Source organism: Rhizobium sp. 32-5/1 (genome assembly GCF_029537235.1).
In the GTDB taxonomy this organism is placed as follows: Bacteria; Pseudomonadota; Alphaproteobacteria; order Rhizobiales; family Rhizobiaceae; genus Pararhizobium.
On the sequence record NZ_CP120638.1, the window covers coordinates 3506864 to 3522464 of the forward strand.

At 61.2% G+C, this 15601-nt stretch carries 12 protein-coding genes and 3 pseudogenes; 2 read left to right on the forward strand and 13 right to left on the reverse strand.

The window, feature by feature from the left end:
* Window positions 1-12 precede the first annotated feature (12 nt).
* From P6U16_RS17610 to P6U16_RS28410, 7 genes and pseudogenes are all read right to left on the reverse strand, one after another.
* Window positions 13-1215: an efflux RND transporter periplasmic adaptor subunit gene (locus P6U16_RS17610; protein WP_277701594.1), complete on the reverse strand. Its 1203-nt coding sequence runs from the start codon at window positions 1213-1215 to the stop codon at window positions 13-15.
* A gap of 354 nt (window positions 1216-1569) precedes the next feature.
* Window positions 1570-2561, reverse strand: a pseudogene (locus P6U16_RS17615) (ABC transporter substrate-binding protein).
* A gap of 88 nt (window positions 2562-2649) precedes the next feature.
* Window positions 2650-3534, reverse strand: a complete 885-nt coding sequence (locus P6U16_RS17620) for an ABC transporter permease (RefSeq protein ID WP_277701595.1) — start codon at window positions 3532-3534, stop codon at window positions 2650-2652.
* Entirely contained in the window at window positions 3531-4415 is an 885-nt protein-coding gene (locus P6U16_RS17625) for an ABC transporter permease (RefSeq protein WP_277701596.1), read from the reverse strand. The genes P6U16_RS17620 and P6U16_RS17625 overlap by 4 nt, the downstream gene beginning before the upstream one ends.
* Before the next feature lie 2 nt (window positions 4416-4417).
* Window positions 4418-4546 (reverse strand): hypothetical protein, encoded by a 129-nt coding sequence (locus P6U16_RS17630; RefSeq protein ID WP_277701597.1) that lies wholly within the window; start codon window positions 4544-4546, stop codon window positions 4418-4420.
* Between the two features lie 402 nt (window positions 4547-4948).
* The gene (locus P6U16_RS28405) at window positions 4949-5305 is read right to left on the reverse strand and encodes a hypothetical protein (protein ID WP_349017658.1); all 357 of its coding nucleotides are present in this window, start codon (window positions 5303-5305) and stop codon (window positions 4949-4951) included.
* On the reverse strand, window positions 5248-5739 hold the full coding sequence (locus tag P6U16_RS28410) for an ATP-binding cassette domain-containing protein (protein ID WP_349017659.1): 492 nt from the start codon (window positions 5737-5739) through the stop codon (window positions 5248-5250). Before P6U16_RS28410 ends, P6U16_RS28405 begins: the two co-directional genes overlap by 58 nt.
* Before the next feature lie 127 nt (window positions 5740-5866).
* Here P6U16_RS28410 and P6U16_RS17640 point away from each other — a divergent pair, with 127 nt between their 5' ends.
* On the forward strand, window positions 5867-6280 hold the full coding sequence (locus P6U16_RS17640; RefSeq protein ID WP_277701598.1) for a cupin domain-containing protein: 414 nt from the start codon (window positions 5867-5869) through the stop codon (window positions 6278-6280).
* A 79-nt stretch (window positions 6281-6359) separates the two neighbouring features.
* On the opposite strand, the gene P6U16_RS17645 is transcribed toward P6U16_RS17640, so the two are convergent.
* The 3 genes and pseudogenes from P6U16_RS17645 to P6U16_RS17655 all read right to left on the reverse strand — a co-directional run bounded on the left by P6U16_RS17645 (window position 6360) and on the right by P6U16_RS17655 (window position 10063).
* Entirely contained in the window at window positions 6360-6686 is a 327-nt protein-coding gene (locus tag P6U16_RS17645) for a hypothetical protein (RefSeq protein WP_277701599.1), read from the reverse strand.
* Window positions 6687-6688: 2 nt separating this feature from the next.
* Window positions 6689-8142 (reverse strand): annotated as a pseudogene (gene hydA / locus P6U16_RS17650) (dihydropyrimidinase).
* Between the two features lie 670 nt (window positions 8143-8812).
* Window positions 8813-10063, reverse strand: a complete 1251-nt coding sequence (locus P6U16_RS17655) for a Zn-dependent hydrolase (protein ID WP_277701600.1) — start codon at window positions 10061-10063, stop codon at window positions 8813-8815.
* Between the two features lie 287 nt (window positions 10064-10350).
* On the opposite strand from P6U16_RS17655, the gene P6U16_RS17660 reads away from it, so the two are divergent.
* Window positions 10351-11004 carry a TetR family transcriptional regulator C-terminal domain-containing protein gene (locus P6U16_RS17660; RefSeq protein WP_277701601.1) on the forward strand — a complete coding sequence of 218 codons (654 nt, stop codon included), beginning with the start codon at window positions 10351-10353 and terminating at the stop codon, window positions 11002-11004.
* Between the two features lie 13 nt (window positions 11005-11017).
* Here P6U16_RS17660 and P6U16_RS17665 read toward each other — a convergent pair whose 3' ends face one another.
* The 3 genes and pseudogenes from P6U16_RS17665 to P6U16_RS17675 all read right to left on the reverse strand — a co-directional run bounded on the left by P6U16_RS17665 (window position 11018) and on the right by P6U16_RS17675 (window position 15573).
* Window positions 11018-12682, reverse strand: coding sequence for an adenylate/guanylate cyclase domain-containing protein (locus P6U16_RS17665; RefSeq protein WP_277701602.1), 1665 nt, complete (start codon window positions 12680-12682; stop codon window positions 11018-11020).
* Window positions 12683-12883: 201 nt separating this feature from the next.
* Window positions 12884-14196: pseudogene (gene preA, locus P6U16_RS17670) on the reverse strand (NAD-dependent dihydropyrimidine dehydrogenase subunit PreA).
* A 15-nt stretch (window positions 14197-14211) separates the two neighbouring features.
* On the reverse strand, window positions 14212-15573 hold the full coding sequence (locus tag P6U16_RS17675) for an NAD(P)-dependent oxidoreductase (protein WP_277701603.1): 1362 nt from the start codon (window positions 15571-15573) through the stop codon (window positions 14212-14214).
* Window positions 15574-15601 lie beyond the last annotated feature (28 nt).

The window sequence follows — 15601 nt, forward strand, 5'->3', positions numbered from 1 at the left end:
AGCGCGTTCCCGTTAATTCGTTGCGGCTTGGTTGGCGTCTGGGGTCGGCTTGACCGGATTGATCTTGTCGCCGTCGCGCACATAGGCGCCCGCCTTGGCGACAACCTCGTCTCCGGGTGTCAGCCCGGCGGTGATTTCGATGAACTTGCCGTCCTGAATGCCGGTTTCGACCTTCACGATGCGGACGACGCCGTTTTCCACCTTGCGTACCGTGATTTCATCGCGCGAGGTCATGACAGCTGTCAGCGGCAGAACGATGGCCTGCTTCTCCTCGACGATCAGATCGGCATTGGCATACATGCCGACGCGGGCTTTTTCAGGCTCGGCGAGGCTGACGTAGACCGTTCCGAGACGGGTCTGGTCGTCCACCTTGGGCGAAATCAGGCGGATCGTGCCGTCGAGCACGTTCTTGCCATCGGCCAGCATCACGCGAGCCTTCTGGCCGACCGCGATCTTCAGGAGGTCGGATTCGGAGACGTCGGCCTTCATCTCGACCGCGCCGTCGCGGATGATGGTGAACAGCGGTTCGCCGGCGCCACTGGCAATGGCCCCGACCTTGGCGGTCTTGGCCGCAATCACACCGCTGACCGGCGCCTTCACTTCTGTCCGGGCAAGCCGCAGATCGACGTCGGAGATCTGCGATTCAACCACCTTGATCTCCGCCCTTGCGACCGCGATGAACTGCTCTGCCGAATTGACCCGTGCGCGCGCGGCCGTGGCCGTGGCTTCGTTCTGGTCAGCCTGCGCAGTCGAGACCGTGCCGGAATCGGCGAGCTTGCGTGACCGCGTGGCTGTGCGGACGGCCTCGTCCGCGGTCGCCTGGGCTTCGGCGAGTTGTGCTTCGTATTGCGCCAGCGAGGCATTTGCCTTTGCAAGGTTTGCAGCACTTTCGCTCTTGGTCAGCAGGAGGTTGTCGTTGTTGAGTACGACGAGCGTGCTGCCTTCCTCCACACGGTCGCCGATATCGGCATTGAGCGTGCGGATCGAAAGGCCATCAACGAGCGGGGATACGTATGTTTCTTCGACCGCCTGGATGGTTCCTGTGGCGACAACGCGGTCAACGATCGGCTGGTTCTTCGCTTGCGTCACGACAATCGCGGGCAAAGCCACTTCCTGGGTTGCGGCGGCAGGCTCCTGTGCCCGCACGGGCGCCGCCATTGCGATCACCATGACAGATGCGGACATGCCGGCGGCGAATACTGCTTTGAAAGCCATCACACTTGTTCCCTGAAATTCGTATTCTGCCGTCCGTGTGTCACAGCCTAGCGACAGCGAGTGTGGCTCTTGAAGCCATTTTCCCGCGCATGCCGGCTGTTACAGGGACCAATTCTTCTCCGGCGCACCATCCTCTGCGCCGAAGCTGATGTAGCCGCGCGGCCATCCGGTTACAAGGCGCCGCGCGAAAGAATGGTGCCTCACTATTTCTATCAGTTGGTCTTCGCAATGCAACGTACTTTTTGTGCCGTTACGTTGCGCCCGATCATCAGGATTTGCGGGTGTGGCGCAAATGCAAGAAACGCGCGGCCAGGACCGCGCGTTTCTCAAAAACGCCAAGGATGGAAACAGATGTTATTTCAGCGCTTCTGCGGTGATGTCGAGCGTGAAGGCACCTTCCGGCTCCTTGGTGATAACAGGGTCGGAACCGCCCTTCATCAGCGAGGCGACCGTGCGCTTGTAGTCGGCTTCGTCAAGCGCGCCGTTGGAGCCGGCGGTGAGCTTGGCCACTTCGCCCATCATGCGCTTCTGGTGCTCTTCGGTCTGGGCGCCGGTGGAATCGTTTTCAAGAACGATGCCGGCGGCTTCATCCGGATTGGCTTCGGCATATTTCCAGCCCTTCATCGAGGCACGCACGAACTTGACCATCTTTTCCTTGAAGGCAGGGTCCTTGAGCTTGTCTTCGAGCACGTAGAGGCCGTCTTCCAGCGTGGCGACGCCCTGATCCTCGTATTTGAAGGTCACGAGGTCTTCCGCCTTGATGCCGGCATCGATGACCTGCCAGTATTCGTTGTATGTCATGGTCGAGATGCAGGCGGCCTGCTTCTGGATCAGCGGATCGACGTTGAAGCCCTGCTTGAGAACGGTGACTCCTCCGGACCGCCATCGGTCTTGAGACCGAGCTGGCTCATCCAGGAGAGGAACGGATATTCATTGCCGAAGAACCAGACGCCGAGTGTCTTACCCTTGAAGTCGGCCGGTGTGGCAACGCCGGATTCCTTCAGGCAGGTCAGCATCATGCCCGAAGACTTGAAGGGCTGGGCGATATTGACGAGCGGCACACCCTTTTCGCGGGTGGCAAGGGCTGACGGCATCCAGTCGACGACCACATCGGCGCCACCGCCTGCAATCACCTGCGGCGGTGCGATGTCCGGGCCGCCCGGCTTGATCTCGACATCGAGGCCTTCGGCTTCATAGAAGCCCTTGTCTTTGGCGACATAATAGCCTGCGAACTGCGCCTGGGTGACCCACTTCAGCTGTAGGACCACCTTGTCGGCGGCTTCCGCCTGAAAGGCGGACAGCGAAAAGGCGCTGGCCAGAAGCATGGAGGCAAGTTTCGTTTTCATCTCAGTTCCCTCTTTTTGTTATGCCCTTCCTTTGCGGTCGGGCGGCCTTCTTCATCGTGCCCGTCCTTGAGCGGACGAGCCCTTCTCCTCATACCGTGCGCGAATTCCTCACGGACGGGTGCCAGAACGTGACGGCCCGCTCGATGAGCGCGACCACCCCGTAAAAGACAGAGCCAGCCACCGCCGCAACGGCGATTTCGGCCCAAACCATGTCGACGTTCATGCGCCCCACTTCCGTGGAGATGCGGAAGCCCATGCCGACGATGGGCGTCCCGAAGAATTCAGCGACAATCGCCCCGATCAGCGCCAATGTCGAATTGATTTTCAGCGCATTGAAGATGAACGGCCAGGCGGCCGGCAGGCGCAGCTTGACGAGCGTCTGGAACCAGGTGGCCGCATAGGTGTGCATCAGGTCGCGTTCCATGTGGCTGGCGGCCGCAAGGCCGGAAACGGTGTTCACCAGCATCGGGAAAAAGGTCATGATGACGACGACCGCGACCTTCGACTGCCAGTCGAAGCCGAACCACATGACCATGATCGGGGCGACGCCGATGACGGGTAGGGCGGAGACGAAATTGCCAAGCGGCAGCAACCCTTTCTGCAGGAAGGGCGAGCGGTCGATGGCAAGTGCCACGAGGAAACCGAGGCCGCAGCCGAGCGTGTAGCCGATGATGACCGCCTTGAGAAAAGTCTGCTGGAAATCCGCCCAGAGAATCGGCACGGAATTGATCAGCCGCACCCAGATCATCGATGGCGGCGGCAGAAGCACTGAAGGGATAGCGAAGCCGCGGACAATGCCTTCCCAGAGCACGAGGATCGACACGCCGAACAGGAGCGGCACGATGATCCGCGCTGTACGGTTGAGCGCGTCGCTTCTAAACGTCTGGCGTACCAGCCATTCGTTGAAGGCCCAGGCTGCCAGCCAGAAGACGATGGCCGCCGCCAAGGCGCCCATATTTGTTGTCTGGTTCATGGCTTGACCCCCATGCGCTTGAGAACGGCGGTATGGGCAAAGCCGACGATGAGCACCAAAGTCGCGGCAAGTGCGGCGGCCATGAACAATGCCGACCAGATCTGCACCGTCTGGCCGTAATAGGAGCCGGCAAGCAGCCGGGCACCGAGACCGGCAACGGCCCCTGTCGGCAGTTCGCCAACGATGGCGCCGACCAGCGAAATCGCCACCGCAACCTTCAGCGAGGTGAACAGGTAGGGCATCGAGGCCGGCCAGCGCAGTTTCCAGAAGGTCTGGGATTTACTGGCATGGTAGGTGTGCATCAGATCAAGCTGGATCTGCTCGGGGCTGCGCAGGCCCTTGACCATGCCGACAACCACAGGGAAGAACGAGAGATAGGTGGAGATCAGCGCCTTGGGCAGAAGCCCCGCAATGCCGATCGCGTTCAGGACCACGATGATCATCGGCGCGATGGCCAGAATCGGGATCGTCTGGCTGGCGATGACCCAGGGCATGAAGGAACGGTCCATCGCCTTGTTGTGGACGATGCCGATTGCCAGAACGATGCCGAGAGCGCCACCCATGACGAAACCCAGCAGCGTCGCCGACAGCGTGATCCAGGCATGGTAGACGAGGCTGCGCTTGGAGGTGATCGCCTTGTTGACGGTCGTATCCCAGATTTCCGCAACCACCTGATGCGGCGCCGGCAGTACCGGCCGCGCCTGAAACATGGTCTTCGGCACGATTTCGGAAAAGGTGATCGTCGTTCCGGCCCGGCCCGCGGTATCGCGCTCGAAGGGGGCGTTTAGGAAGACGACGGCGATATACCAGATGACAAGGAGGGCGATGAGGATGCTGCCCACCGGCAGCACGCGATCGTGAATGAAACTCGGTTTTTCCATCGTCACGCCTTTCCACTGATCGGCAGCATCATCAGCCCCATCGACACGATGCCGAGACCGACGCCGGCCATCTGCACGAGGCTGAGCCTTTCGCCGAAGAAACCGAAGGCGATGAGGTTGACCAGCACCAATTGCACGACCGCCGAAAGCGATATGGCAAGCCCGAGCCCCCGGTGCGCATCAGCTTCAGCATGACCAGGTTGCCGACCATGTAAAGCCCAAGCGACAGCATGAGCACCAGCACATTGTTATTGCCGACATAGGCCCGCGAAGCGGTGGCGCCGCCAAGGAAGATCATGGTCGCGAGGAACAGCCAGAAGGCGTATGGGGCGGTCATGGGTCGATCCCCGTTGTGTGGTAGCACCCCCTCTGTCACTCCGCGACATCTCCCCCACAAGGGGAGATTAGCCGCGAGCGCCGTGCGTCCCTTACATGTGGCACGGGAGGCTGGTTGTGATCTCCCCCTTGTGGGGGAGATGTCCCGGCGGGACAGAGGGGGTGCGGCCCCAAGCTCAAGCCTTTCCTTCATGACCCTACTCATCATAACTATGTCCCGCTCTCAAACCCTCGCGCACCCGATGCGCGATCTCAAGGAATTCCGGGGTTTCGCGAATGCCTAGCGGGCGGTCGCGGGGCAGGGTGGATTCGATGACGTCGGTGACGCGGCCGGGGCGGGGGCTCATGACGACGATGCGGGTGGAGAGATAGACGGCTTCGGGGATGGAGTGGGTGACGAAGCAGATCGTCTTGTTGGTCCGGTCCCAGAGTTTCAAAAGCTGCTCGTTGAGATGGTCGCGGACGATCTCGTCAAGCGCGCCAAAGGGTTCGTCCATCAACAGCAGGTCGGCATCGAAGGCGAGCGCGCGGGCGATCGAGGCGCGCTGCTGCATGCCGCCCGACAGCTGCCAGGGAATTTCTTGCCGAAGCCGGAGAGATTGACCAGATCGAGCGTGCGCTCAACACGCTCTTTCTGCTCGGCGGCGCTGTAGCCCATGATTTCCAGGGGAAGGGCGATGTTCTTTTCGATCGTTCGCCAGGGGTAGAGCGCTGCCGCCTGGAAGACATAACCATAGGCGCGTTTCCTGCGCGCTTCCTCGGGCGTCATGCCATTGACGGTGATCGTGCCGGAGGTTGGTTTTTCGAGGTCGGCGATGACACGCAGGAAGGTCGTCTTGCCGCAGCCGGAGGGGCCGATGAAGGAGACGAAGTCGCCTTTGTTCACCGAGAGATCGACGCCGGTCAGCGCATGCACCGGGCCGTCATTGGTGTTGAAGGTCAGGCCCAGTCGTCTGGCGGAGACAACGGATGCGGAAGTATTGCTCATTTCGTGCTGCCTGCTCCGTGATGATCGACCGTTGGTCGCATGGGATATTCTGTACTGGTCTCGCATATGCGATTTTTTGAAGATACGCTAACCTCGTCCAAAGTGCGGGAATCGACGGAGGGAATATATGTCGCAATCATCACAACCGACCTGCCGGATCGTTCGCCCCGGCGGCACCTATGACGGCAAGCAGGGGTTCAGCTATTTCGAAGGCATCGCTGCCGAAACAGTCGGATCGTCTGGCATCTGCATGCACCTTCTGACGATCCCGCCGGGCGGACGGGCCAAGGCGCACAAGCATGCGAGCCACGAAACCGCGATCTACATGCTCTCCGGCGAGGCCCATACCTGGTACGGCGAGCGGCTGGAAAACCACGTCATCGTTCGCGCCGGCGAAATGTTCTACATCCCGGCCGGCGTGCCGCATCTGCCGGCCAACCTTTCCGACCAGCCGGCCTCCGCCGTGATCGCCCGCACCGATCCGAACGAACAGGAAAGCGTCATTCTGCTGCCGGAACTGGAGGCGCTGGTGCCGGCCTGAGCCGGCGGCGGGACAGTGCAAGGCGGTGGTCATTTGCATCTCTTCAAGGGTCCCCAGCGCATTCCGTCCTCGAACACAATCATATAGTCGTTTCCGGTCCGCTCAATCTGGAGGCTCGTCTCCATCTCGCCGCCTTCCCTTCTTCCGCACAGGTGACCTGAGCGGCAAAGGAATCGCCCTTCTTTGTCACCGGCGCATTGAAGCTGCAATAGGATGCAGCCGACGTGACGGCTTCGTCCGTCAGTAGGAAGAAATCCTCGGACCCCATCGCTTCATTGCTGTTGGCAAAGGCGCAGCCATCCTTGTTGCCATAGGCGCCATCGAGGAATTTTTCCTGCGCGTGAACAAGCCCAGCGCTTGTCAGGCTCGCTGCGAGAAACAGAGGGAGACGCGCAACGAGCCGCATGCTCAGACCCCGCTCGCCGGAATGCCGCTGCGCTGGACCTTGCGCGGTGCGGTGATTTCTTTCCAGGTCGAGAGCGCCTTGTTGACGGCGGTAAAGGGTTCGCGCTTGACGAACTCACCGTGGCCTTCGCGGGTCTTGACGGTTCCTTCCTCGATGGCGACGACGCCGCGCGTCAGCGTGTAGCGGGGCAGGCCGGTGACGGTCTTGCCCTCGAAGACGTTGTAGTCGATCGCCGACTGCTGAGCGGAGGCCGAGATCGTTTTCGAGCGCTTCGGATCCCAGACCACGATGTCCGCATCGGCGCCGACGAGGATCGCACCCTTTTTCGGATACATGTTGAGGATCTTGGCGATATTGGTCGAGGTCACGGCCACGAACTCGTTCATGGTGATGCGGCCGGTGGCGACGCCGTGCGTCCAAAGCATCGGCATGCGGTCTTCAAGCCCGCCTGTGCCATTCGGGATCTTGGTGAAGTCATTGACGCCGAAACGCTTCTGGGCGGTCGTGAAGGCGCAATGGTCGGTGGCGACCACCTGCAGCGAGCCTGCTGCAAGGCCGGCCCAGAGACTGTCCTGATGCTGCTTGTTGCGGAAGGGCGGCGACATGACGCGGCGGGCGGCGTGGTCCCAGTCGGGGTTGGCATATTCACTTTCGTCCAGCGTCAGGTGCTGGATCAGCGGCTCCCCATAAACGCGCATACCGTTCTGGCGCGCGCGGCGGATGGCTTCGTGGGCCTGCTCGCAGGAGGTATGCACGACGTAGAGCGGTGCGCCTGCCATATCGGCGATGATGATGGCGCGGTTTGTCGCTTCGCCCTCGACGGCGGCGGGACGGGAATAGGCGTGGGCTTCCGGGCCGTTGTTGCCTTCCGCCAAGAGCTTGGCCTGCATCTGCGCGACGATATCGCCGTTTTCGGCATGCACCATGGGCAGCGCGCCAAGCTCGGCGCAGCGCTGGAAGGAATGGAACATCTCGTCGTCATCCACCATCAGGGCGCCCTTGTAGGCCATGAAGTGTTTGAACGAGTTGATTCCTTCTGCTCGACGATGGTCTGCATCTCGTTGAAGATCTGCTCGCCCCACCAGGTGATCGCCATATGGAAGGAGAAATCGCAGGTCGCGCGCGACGTCTTGTTGTCCCACATGGTCAGCGCTTCGAGCAGCGACTGGCCGGGGGCGGGCAGGGCAAAATCCACCACCATGGTCGTGCCGCCGGAGAGCGCCGCCCGCGTGCCGCTCTCGAAATCGTCGGAGGAATAGGTGCCCATGAACGGCATTTCGAGATGGGTGTGCGGATCGATCCCGCCCGGCATGACATAACAGCCGGTCGCATCCAGCACCTCGTCGCCCGACAGGTCCGGCCCGATCTCGACAATCCTGCCACCATTGATCTTGACGTCGGCCTTGTAGGTGAGATCGGCTGTGACGATGGTTCCGTTTTTGATGATGGTGGTCATGAGCGTATTTCCTTTTGGTATTCGCAAAGGAGCCGGCGGGCGAAAAGCGGGTCGCATCGCAACGAGCTGAAATCTCGCCGGACAGGACTGCGAGTATTGTGTCGAGAACTGTGCGCCGCTCGCGCAGGATTTCATCGTTCCAGACCCGCAGGACTGAATAACCCTTTTCGTTCAGCCAATGTGTTCGAACAATATCGGAAAGCGAGCCGGAATGCTGTGCGCCGTCGAGTTCGATTACAAGGCTTCTTTCGCGACAGACGAAGTCGGCAACATAAGGTCCAAGCGGCACTTGTCTTGTGAATTTGTATCCATTCAGCAGGCGATTGCGCAGTTCATTCCAGAGCTTGTATTCGGCCTCTGTCTCGTCCTGCCGAAGATTACGCGCTTTCGCTGTTGCGCCATTTCGGCGCTTGGTAATATCGTTGTTTTTCTGCGCGTTCACCGGAGGCCCCCTCATCCGACCCTTCGGGCCACCTTCTCCCCGTGGGGGAGAAGAGGGTGTGTGTGCTGCCCCCGTGCGTAACGGATAGCGTTGGAAGTGCAGGGATAAAGACGGGTTTAGAAAGAACGGCAAACTCCCTCTTCTCCCCAACGGGAGAAGGTGGCCCGAAGGGCCGGATGAGGGGGCGAAGCCACCAAAGCTTGCTCTTCCTGACTTGCCTCCATGGCCCTACTCCACAATCTCCGCCGTCTCCACCACCGCATGCAGCAGCACGTCGCAGCCGGCGGCGGCCCATTCCTTGGAAATGTCCTCGGCCTCATTATGCGAGAGGCCGCCGACGCAGGGGCACATGACCATGGTCGAGGGCGCGACTTTCGCCGTCCAGCAGGCATCGTGACCGGCGCCGGAAATCAGGTTCAAGTGGCTGTAGCCGAGGCGTTCGGCGGCGTTGCGCACGGCGGTGACGAGCGTCGGGTCGAAGGTGACAGGCTCGAAATGGCCGATCGGCTCGATCGAACAGCCGACGCCGAGCGCGTTCGTGATTTTTGGCGCCTCCGCCTCGATCGTCGCGCGCATGCGGTCGAGCTTGGCCTTGTCCGGCGAGCGGATGTCGACGGTGAAGACAACTTTGCCGGGCAGCACGTTGCGTGAGTTCGGGGAAAAGAACACCTGACCGACGCCGCCGACGGCGCCGGGCTGGTTTTCCATGGCAACGCCCTGGACCATTTCCACGATGCGGGCCATGGCAAGCCCGGCATTGACGCGCAGGTTCATCGGTGTCGAGCCGGTATGGGCTTCGCGGCCGGTCAGGGTGAATTCCAGCCACCACAGGCCCTGACAGTGGGTGACAACGCCGATCTGCTTTTCCTCGGCCTCAAGGATCGGGCCCTGCTCGATGTGATATTCGAAATAGGCGTGCATCTTGCGGGTACCGACTTCCTCGTCGCCGCGCCAGCCGATGCGCTGCAACTCGTCGCCGAAACGCTTGCCGTCCGGATCCTTGCGGTCATAGGCGAAGTCCTGGGTATGCACGCCGGCAAAGACGCCCGACGCGAGCATGGCAGGCGCAAAGCGCGCGCCTTCCTCGTTGGTCCAGTTGGTGACGACAACAGGATGTTTCGTCCGGATGCCGAGATCGTTCATTGAGCGAACGAGTTCGAGGCCGGCGAGCACGCCGAGAACGCCGTCATATTTACCGCCGGTCGGCTGCGTATCGAGATGCGAGCCGACATAGACGGGCAGGGCATCCGGGTCGGTGCCGGGGCGCGTGAAGAACATGTTGCCCATGGTATCGACGCCCATGGTCATGCCGGCGCGCTCGCACCAGGATTGGAAAAGCCGGCGGCCCTCACCATCCTCGTCCGTCAGCGTCTGGCGATTGTTGCCGCCGGCAATGCCGGGGCCGATCTTGGCCATGTCCATCAGCGTCGCCCAGAGACGGTCCGCATTGATGCGCATGTTCTCGCCCGGTGCAGCCATGGCGTTCTCCCTCATCCAGTGTCGTATCGGCGCCGCTTGTCGCGCCTCATGTTCCCGTCGGTCAAATCGGGGCATCTGGTTTTTTCGATTGCCCTGCGATCAGCCGTTGCGTTTGTGATGTAACTGACTGATAATTTGACCGGTTGGTAAAACATTACAACTTCCGTTGCCGCACTCAAGACGAAAAAACAAAAAATCGGAGGCGGTGCCCAAAATTTTAGCGCTGGCTGATTTTGAGCAGGATGGAGGTTGCGGCAGCGCAAAGCCAGAAGAGTGCAGGGGAGAAAATGGTCCTACCGAGAGCAGCCAAGACCCAGAGGCGAACCCGTATCCAGGAGGAGAAGGAAGAGCAGATTCTGGAGGCTGCGCTTGAGGTTTTTGCCACGCATGGTTTCCGTGGCAGCACGATTGACCAGATCGCCGAAGTCGCCGGCATGTCGAAGCCCAATCTGCTCTATTATTTCCGCACCAAGGAAGCCATGCACCGGGCGCTGATCGACCGCGTGCTTGATAGTTGGCTGGATCCGCTGCGCGAATTCGATGCGGAGGGCAATCCGGTGGCCGAGATCCGCAGCTATATCCGCCGCAAGCTGGAAATGGCCCGCGACTTCCCGCGCGAAAGCCGGCTGTTTGCCAACGAGGTCCTGCAGAGCGCGCCGCATATTCTGGATGAACTCAGGGGGCCTCTGAAAACATTGGTCGATGAAAAGGTCGAGGTCATCCGCGCCTGGGCAAAGGCCGGCAAGATCGCCAAATGCGATCCCTACCACCTGATCTTCGCCATCTGGTCCACGACCCAGCACTATGCCGATTTCGATGCGCAGGTCCGTGCCGTTCTCGGGGAAGAGCATTCGGGCGAAGGGCGATTCGAGGATGCGGCGCGCTTCCTCGAGCAGCTCTTCATCAACGGCCTTGCGGTTCATGGGCCGGCATCGTCCTGAGCGCTTCGCTTCTTTAAACGGCCTGGGAGTCCACCTGTGGAAGCGATGCCGCAATATCCGCCGTTTTCTGGATGATCAGGGTTTCCAACGTCCCGGTTCGTCCGCGAATGGAGATGTGGTGGCGATCATGGGTGGCGAGCGTCAGGCCGGCATAACGCACCACATCGGCTGAGACGGCGAGTTCCGCATCATATTCCTTGGCAAAACCTTCCAGCCGGCTCGCCGCATTGATCGTGTCGCCGACGGCCGTCAGCGCCGATGCCTTGCCGTAGCCGATATGGCCGATGATCGCGGGGCCGGCGTGCATGCCCATGGCAATGCGCAACGGCTTTTCGAGCTCGCTGGTAAAGCTGCGGTTCAGGACCTCGACACCCTTGCCGATGCGAACGGTCGCAGCCAGTGCCTGCGCGCTTGCCTCTTCCACCGTGGTATTGAGGCCGAAAAGGGCGAGCACGCCGTCGCCGATGAATTTGTCGATGACCCCGCCGGAGCTTTCGACGGCTTCGCCGATCGTTTCGAAATAGCGGTTCAGCAGAAAGACCGTGTCGAAAGGCAGTTGTTTCTGGGCCAACTGGGTGAAGTCGCGCAAATCGCAAAACAGGACCGTGATCCGCCGCTCGCGGCCGGCAGCCTCGTCGCGGGACGGGCCGGATTTCAAGCCCATACTGTCGGCGCCCAGAACCGGTGCAATGGTCAGGTCCTTCACCGGCCGCAGCTGGCAGGCGAGGCGCACATTGGCGGGCGCGCGAATTCGCTTGAGGGTAATAGCCTCTGCTTCCGTGGCCTCGGGCTGACCGCTGAGACCTTCGGTGATCCGGACCCGGCAGGTGGAACAACGGCCGCGGCCGCCGCAAATCGAGAGATGCGGAATGCCGGCGGAGCGGCTGGCTTCCAGCACGCTGAAGCCCGCATTGACCGGCACGGTGCGACCGTCCGGATAGGTGATACGGACGCGGCCGCGCGACGGCAATACGCGAATGGCCAGGACAGCGCCGATGGCCAGCAGCAGCCCGATGTAAATTGCCTGCCTTAACTGGGCGAGGATTTGCGGATCGGTGCGGCCTTCCTCGAACCAGCGCAGGCTTTGAACGGCCGGATCGAGGGCGCGGGCGGAGACGGCAAAGCCGATCAGTGCAATCACGGGCACGAGAATTGCCGCGGAATAGAGCGCCAGCGCGTAACGCTCGAACCAGACCTTGCCCCGCAGCCAGAACCAGATGCCGAGGCAGCCATGGGACCACGCAGCAATGAGCGCAAATGACTGCTTGTAGGTGTCAAAGTTGTTGGACCAGAGAATCCGCAGAATCCGCGGATAGTCCATCGAGAAGCCGGACAACGTGTATTCGAGCCGCGTGCCCACGACATGCGCGACCAGAAGAAAAGGCAGGCTGAGGCCAAACGTGATCTTCAGGCCTTCGCGCAGCGGCATGCGCAATGTCTGCCGACGATAAAGACTGTCCAGCGCCATGGCAAAATGGGTGAAAAGCGCGCCATAGAGCAGGATGGTGCCGGGCCAGCTGCGCCAAACCAGGTGAAGCGGATGGCGCACAGCTTCCATGGCCTCGATCGAGACAAGTCCGGCAAAAAGATTGCCGAAATGGCCAAGGATGAATGTCGCCAGCACGAGGCCTGAGACTAGGTGCAGCTTCTTGCGCAATGTTGCGAGATCGCGTTTCAAATATGGGTGCCCGGTCCCTGTGCGGTTGCTGTCTGCCGCCGCCGTTTTTGGTTTTTCTTATATTGGCTGTTTCGGCAGCCGGGAGCAACGCCGGATTTGAGAACGCAGCGTTTCCTTGGCTGTGAAAAATGTCGGCTTGGAACGATTTGGCCGGCTCCACGCGGAAGCCGGCCAAAAGATATTTCCGTATCGAAGGCCCGCTTATTCCGCAGCCTGGCGCGCCATCGGATTGTTCGGATGGGTCGTCCAGTTGGCGTAGTTAGCATCGACCGGCTTGCCGGTGCGCTCATCCAGTGTGCCGGCGGCAAGCGGCACCATGGTGATGCAGTCCTGCACGGGACAGACATTAACGCAGAGATTGCAGCCGACGCATTCGTCTTCCATCACCTCGAAGTGCCTGATGCCGTCGACGAACTGGGTGATCGCCTGGTGCGAGGTGTCCTCGCAGGCGATGTGGCAGCGGCCACATTTGATGCAGGCATCCTGGTCGATATGGGCTTTGGCAACGTAGTTGAGGTTGAGATACTGCCAGTCGGAGATGTTGGGCACGGCGCGGCCGGTGATGTCGTTGAGATTGCGGTGGCCCTTGGCGTCCATCCAGTCGGAAAGACCCGTTATCATCTCCTGCACGATCTTGAAGCCGTAGGTCATCGCCGCGGTGCAGACCTGAACGTTACCGGCACCGAGCACGAGGAATTCAGCCGCATCGCGCCAGGTGGTGACGCCGCCGATGCCTGATATCGGCAGGCCGTAGGTTTCCGGATCGCGGGCGATCTCGGCCACCATGTTGAGCGCGATCGGCTTGACCGCCGGGCCGCAATAGCCGCCATGGCTGCCCTTGCCGTCGATCGACGGTTCCGGCGAGAAAGTGTCGAGGTTGACCGAGGTGATCGAGTTGATCGTATTGATCAGCGAGACCGCATCGGTTCCGCCTTCTTGGCTGCGCGTGCCGGGTTGCGGATATCGGTGATATTCGGCGTCAGCTTGGTGATAACAGGCATGCGGGTGTACTGCTTGCACCAGCGCACCACCATTTCGATATATTCCGGCACCTGGCCGACCGCAGCGCCCATGCCGCGCTCCGACATGCCGTGCGGACAGCCGAAGTTGAGCTCGATACCGTCGGCACCGGTTTCCTCGACCAGAGGCAGGATGGATTTCCAGGCCTGCTCCTCGCAGGGCACCATGATCGAGGCAATCAGGGCGCGGTCCGGCCAGTTCATCTTCACCTGCTTCATTTCGCGCAGGTTGGTGTAGAGATCCCGGTCGGTGATCAGTTCGATGTTGTTGAGACCCAGAAGCCTGCGGTCGGCACCCCAGATCGCGCCGTAGCGCGGGCCGTTGACGTTGACGACCGGCGGTCCTTCCTCGCCGAGCGTCTTCCAGACAACGCCGCCCCAGCCGGCCTTGAAGGCGCGCTCTACATTGTAGGCCTTGTCTGTCGGCGGTGCAGAGGCGAGCCAGAACGGGTTCGGGGACTTGATGCCGACGAAATTGTTGCGGAGATCAGCCATTGTTCATTCTCCTCTTCAAGCGACCGCAGCGGCGGGCTGCACGTCGGCGGCAAGCGCCCGGTTGATCGACATGGCCGCATCGCGACCCATGGCAACGGCGGAGACCGTCAGGTCCTCGCCGCCCTTGACGCAATCGCCCCCGGCCCAGACGCCATCCAGCGTCGTGCGGCCTTCGGCATCCGTGGAGATGCGGCTGCCGTCGAGCAGCAGCGAACCGAGACCATCGGCCTCAAAGGTCTGGCCGATCGCCTTGAAAATCTGGTCGGCGGCAATGATGCCGGTCTCCCCGGTGCCGACGAGGCGACCTTCACTGAGCGTCGTATATTCGAGCTCGATGCCCGCCACCTTGCCGTCACGGCTGACGATACGCTTGGGCTGCAGCCAGTGCTTGATCGAAACGCCCTTGGAGGCGGCCAGATCCTGTTCGAATTCCGAGGCGTTCATATGCTCCTTGCCGCGACGGTAGCAGATCGTCACTTCCTCGGCGCCGAGCAGCTTGGCCTGTACGGCGGCATCGATCGCTGTCATGCCGCCGCCGAGAACGACGACGCGGCGGCCGACGGCGATGTCGGCCTTGTCTTCGGCCTGCCGCAAGTCGGCGATGAAATCGACGGCATCGACGACGCCCTCTGCCGTTTCGCCCTCGGCGCGCAGGGCGTTGACGCCGGTGAGGCCCATGCCGAGAAAGACGGCATCATGGCGGGATTTTAAATCGGCCAGCGAGAAGTCCCGACCGAGCATCTGGCCGTTGCGGATGTCGATGCCGCCGATGGCCAGCACATAATCGACCTCCTTCTGGGCGAAATCATCGACCGCCTTGTAGGTGGCGATGCCGTATTCATTAAGACCACCGGCCTTTTCGCGAGCATCGTAGACGACGACGTCATGGCCGTTGACGGCAAGGCGGTGGGCGCAGGCGAGGCCAGCGGGACCGGCGCCAACGACGGCGATCGATTTACCGGTTGCCTCTGCGCGGGCATAAAACTGCTTGTTTTCTTCCATCGCGATGTCGGTCGCATAGCGCTGCAACTGGCCGATGGCGACAGGCTTGCCTTCGGCGGTGTTGCGCACGCAGGCCTGCTCGCAGAGCGTTTCGGTGGGACAGACGCGGGCGCACATGCCGCCCAGAATGTTCTGGTCGAAAATCGTGTTGGCAGAGCCGATCGGATTGCCTGTCGATATTTGCCGGATGAACAGCGGAATATCGATCGAGGTGGGACAGGCCGTCATGCACGGCGCGTCGTGGCAGAAATAGCAGCGGTCCGATGCGACGAGCGCTTCATGATCGTCCAGCGGTGCATGGAGGTCGGAAAAATTCGCCTCATACTGCGCAGGCGACAGGCGGCCCTTGTGGATCCCAGAGTTCATAGTTCCCATTTTTGTCTCCCAAATGTCGAGCTTTGGC

Coding starts and splice junctions, on each gene's coding strand:
- P6U16_RS17610 (WP_277701594.1), bottom strand. CDS start 1,215: ATGGCTTTCAAAGCAGTATTCGCCGCCGGCATGTCCGCATCTGTCATG.
- P6U16_RS17620 (WP_277701595.1), bottom strand. CDS start 3,534: ATGAACCAGACAACAAATATGGGCGCCTTGGCGGCGGCCATCGTCTTC.
- P6U16_RS17625 (WP_277701596.1), bottom strand. CDS start 4,415: ATGGAAAAACCGAGTTTCATTCACGATCGCGTGCTGCCGGTGGGCAGC.
- P6U16_RS28405 (WP_349017658.1), bottom strand. CDS start 5,305: ATGCAGCAGCGCGCCTCGATCGCCCGCGCGCTCGCCTTCGATGCCGAC.
- P6U16_RS28410 (WP_349017659.1), bottom strand. CDS start 5,739: ATGAGCAATACTTCCGCATCCGTTGTCTCCGCCAGACGACTGGGCCTG.
- P6U16_RS17640 (WP_277701598.1), top strand. CDS start 5,867: ATGTCGCAATCATCACAACCGACCTGCCGGATCGTTCGCCCCGGCGGC.
- P6U16_RS17645 (WP_277701599.1), bottom strand. CDS start 6,686: ATGCGGCTCGTTGCGCGTCTCCCTCTGTTTCTCGCAGCGAGCCTGACA.
- P6U16_RS17655 (WP_277701600.1), bottom strand. CDS start 10,063: ATGGCTGCACCGGGCGAGAACATGCGCATCAATGCGGACCGTCTCTGG.
- P6U16_RS17660 (WP_277701601.1), top strand. CDS start 10,351: ATGGTCCTACCGAGAGCAGCCAAGACCCAGAGGCGAACCCGTATCCAG.
- P6U16_RS17675 (WP_277701603.1), bottom strand. CDS start 15,573: ATGGGAACTATGAACTCTGGGATCCACAAGGGCCGCCTGTCGCCTGCG.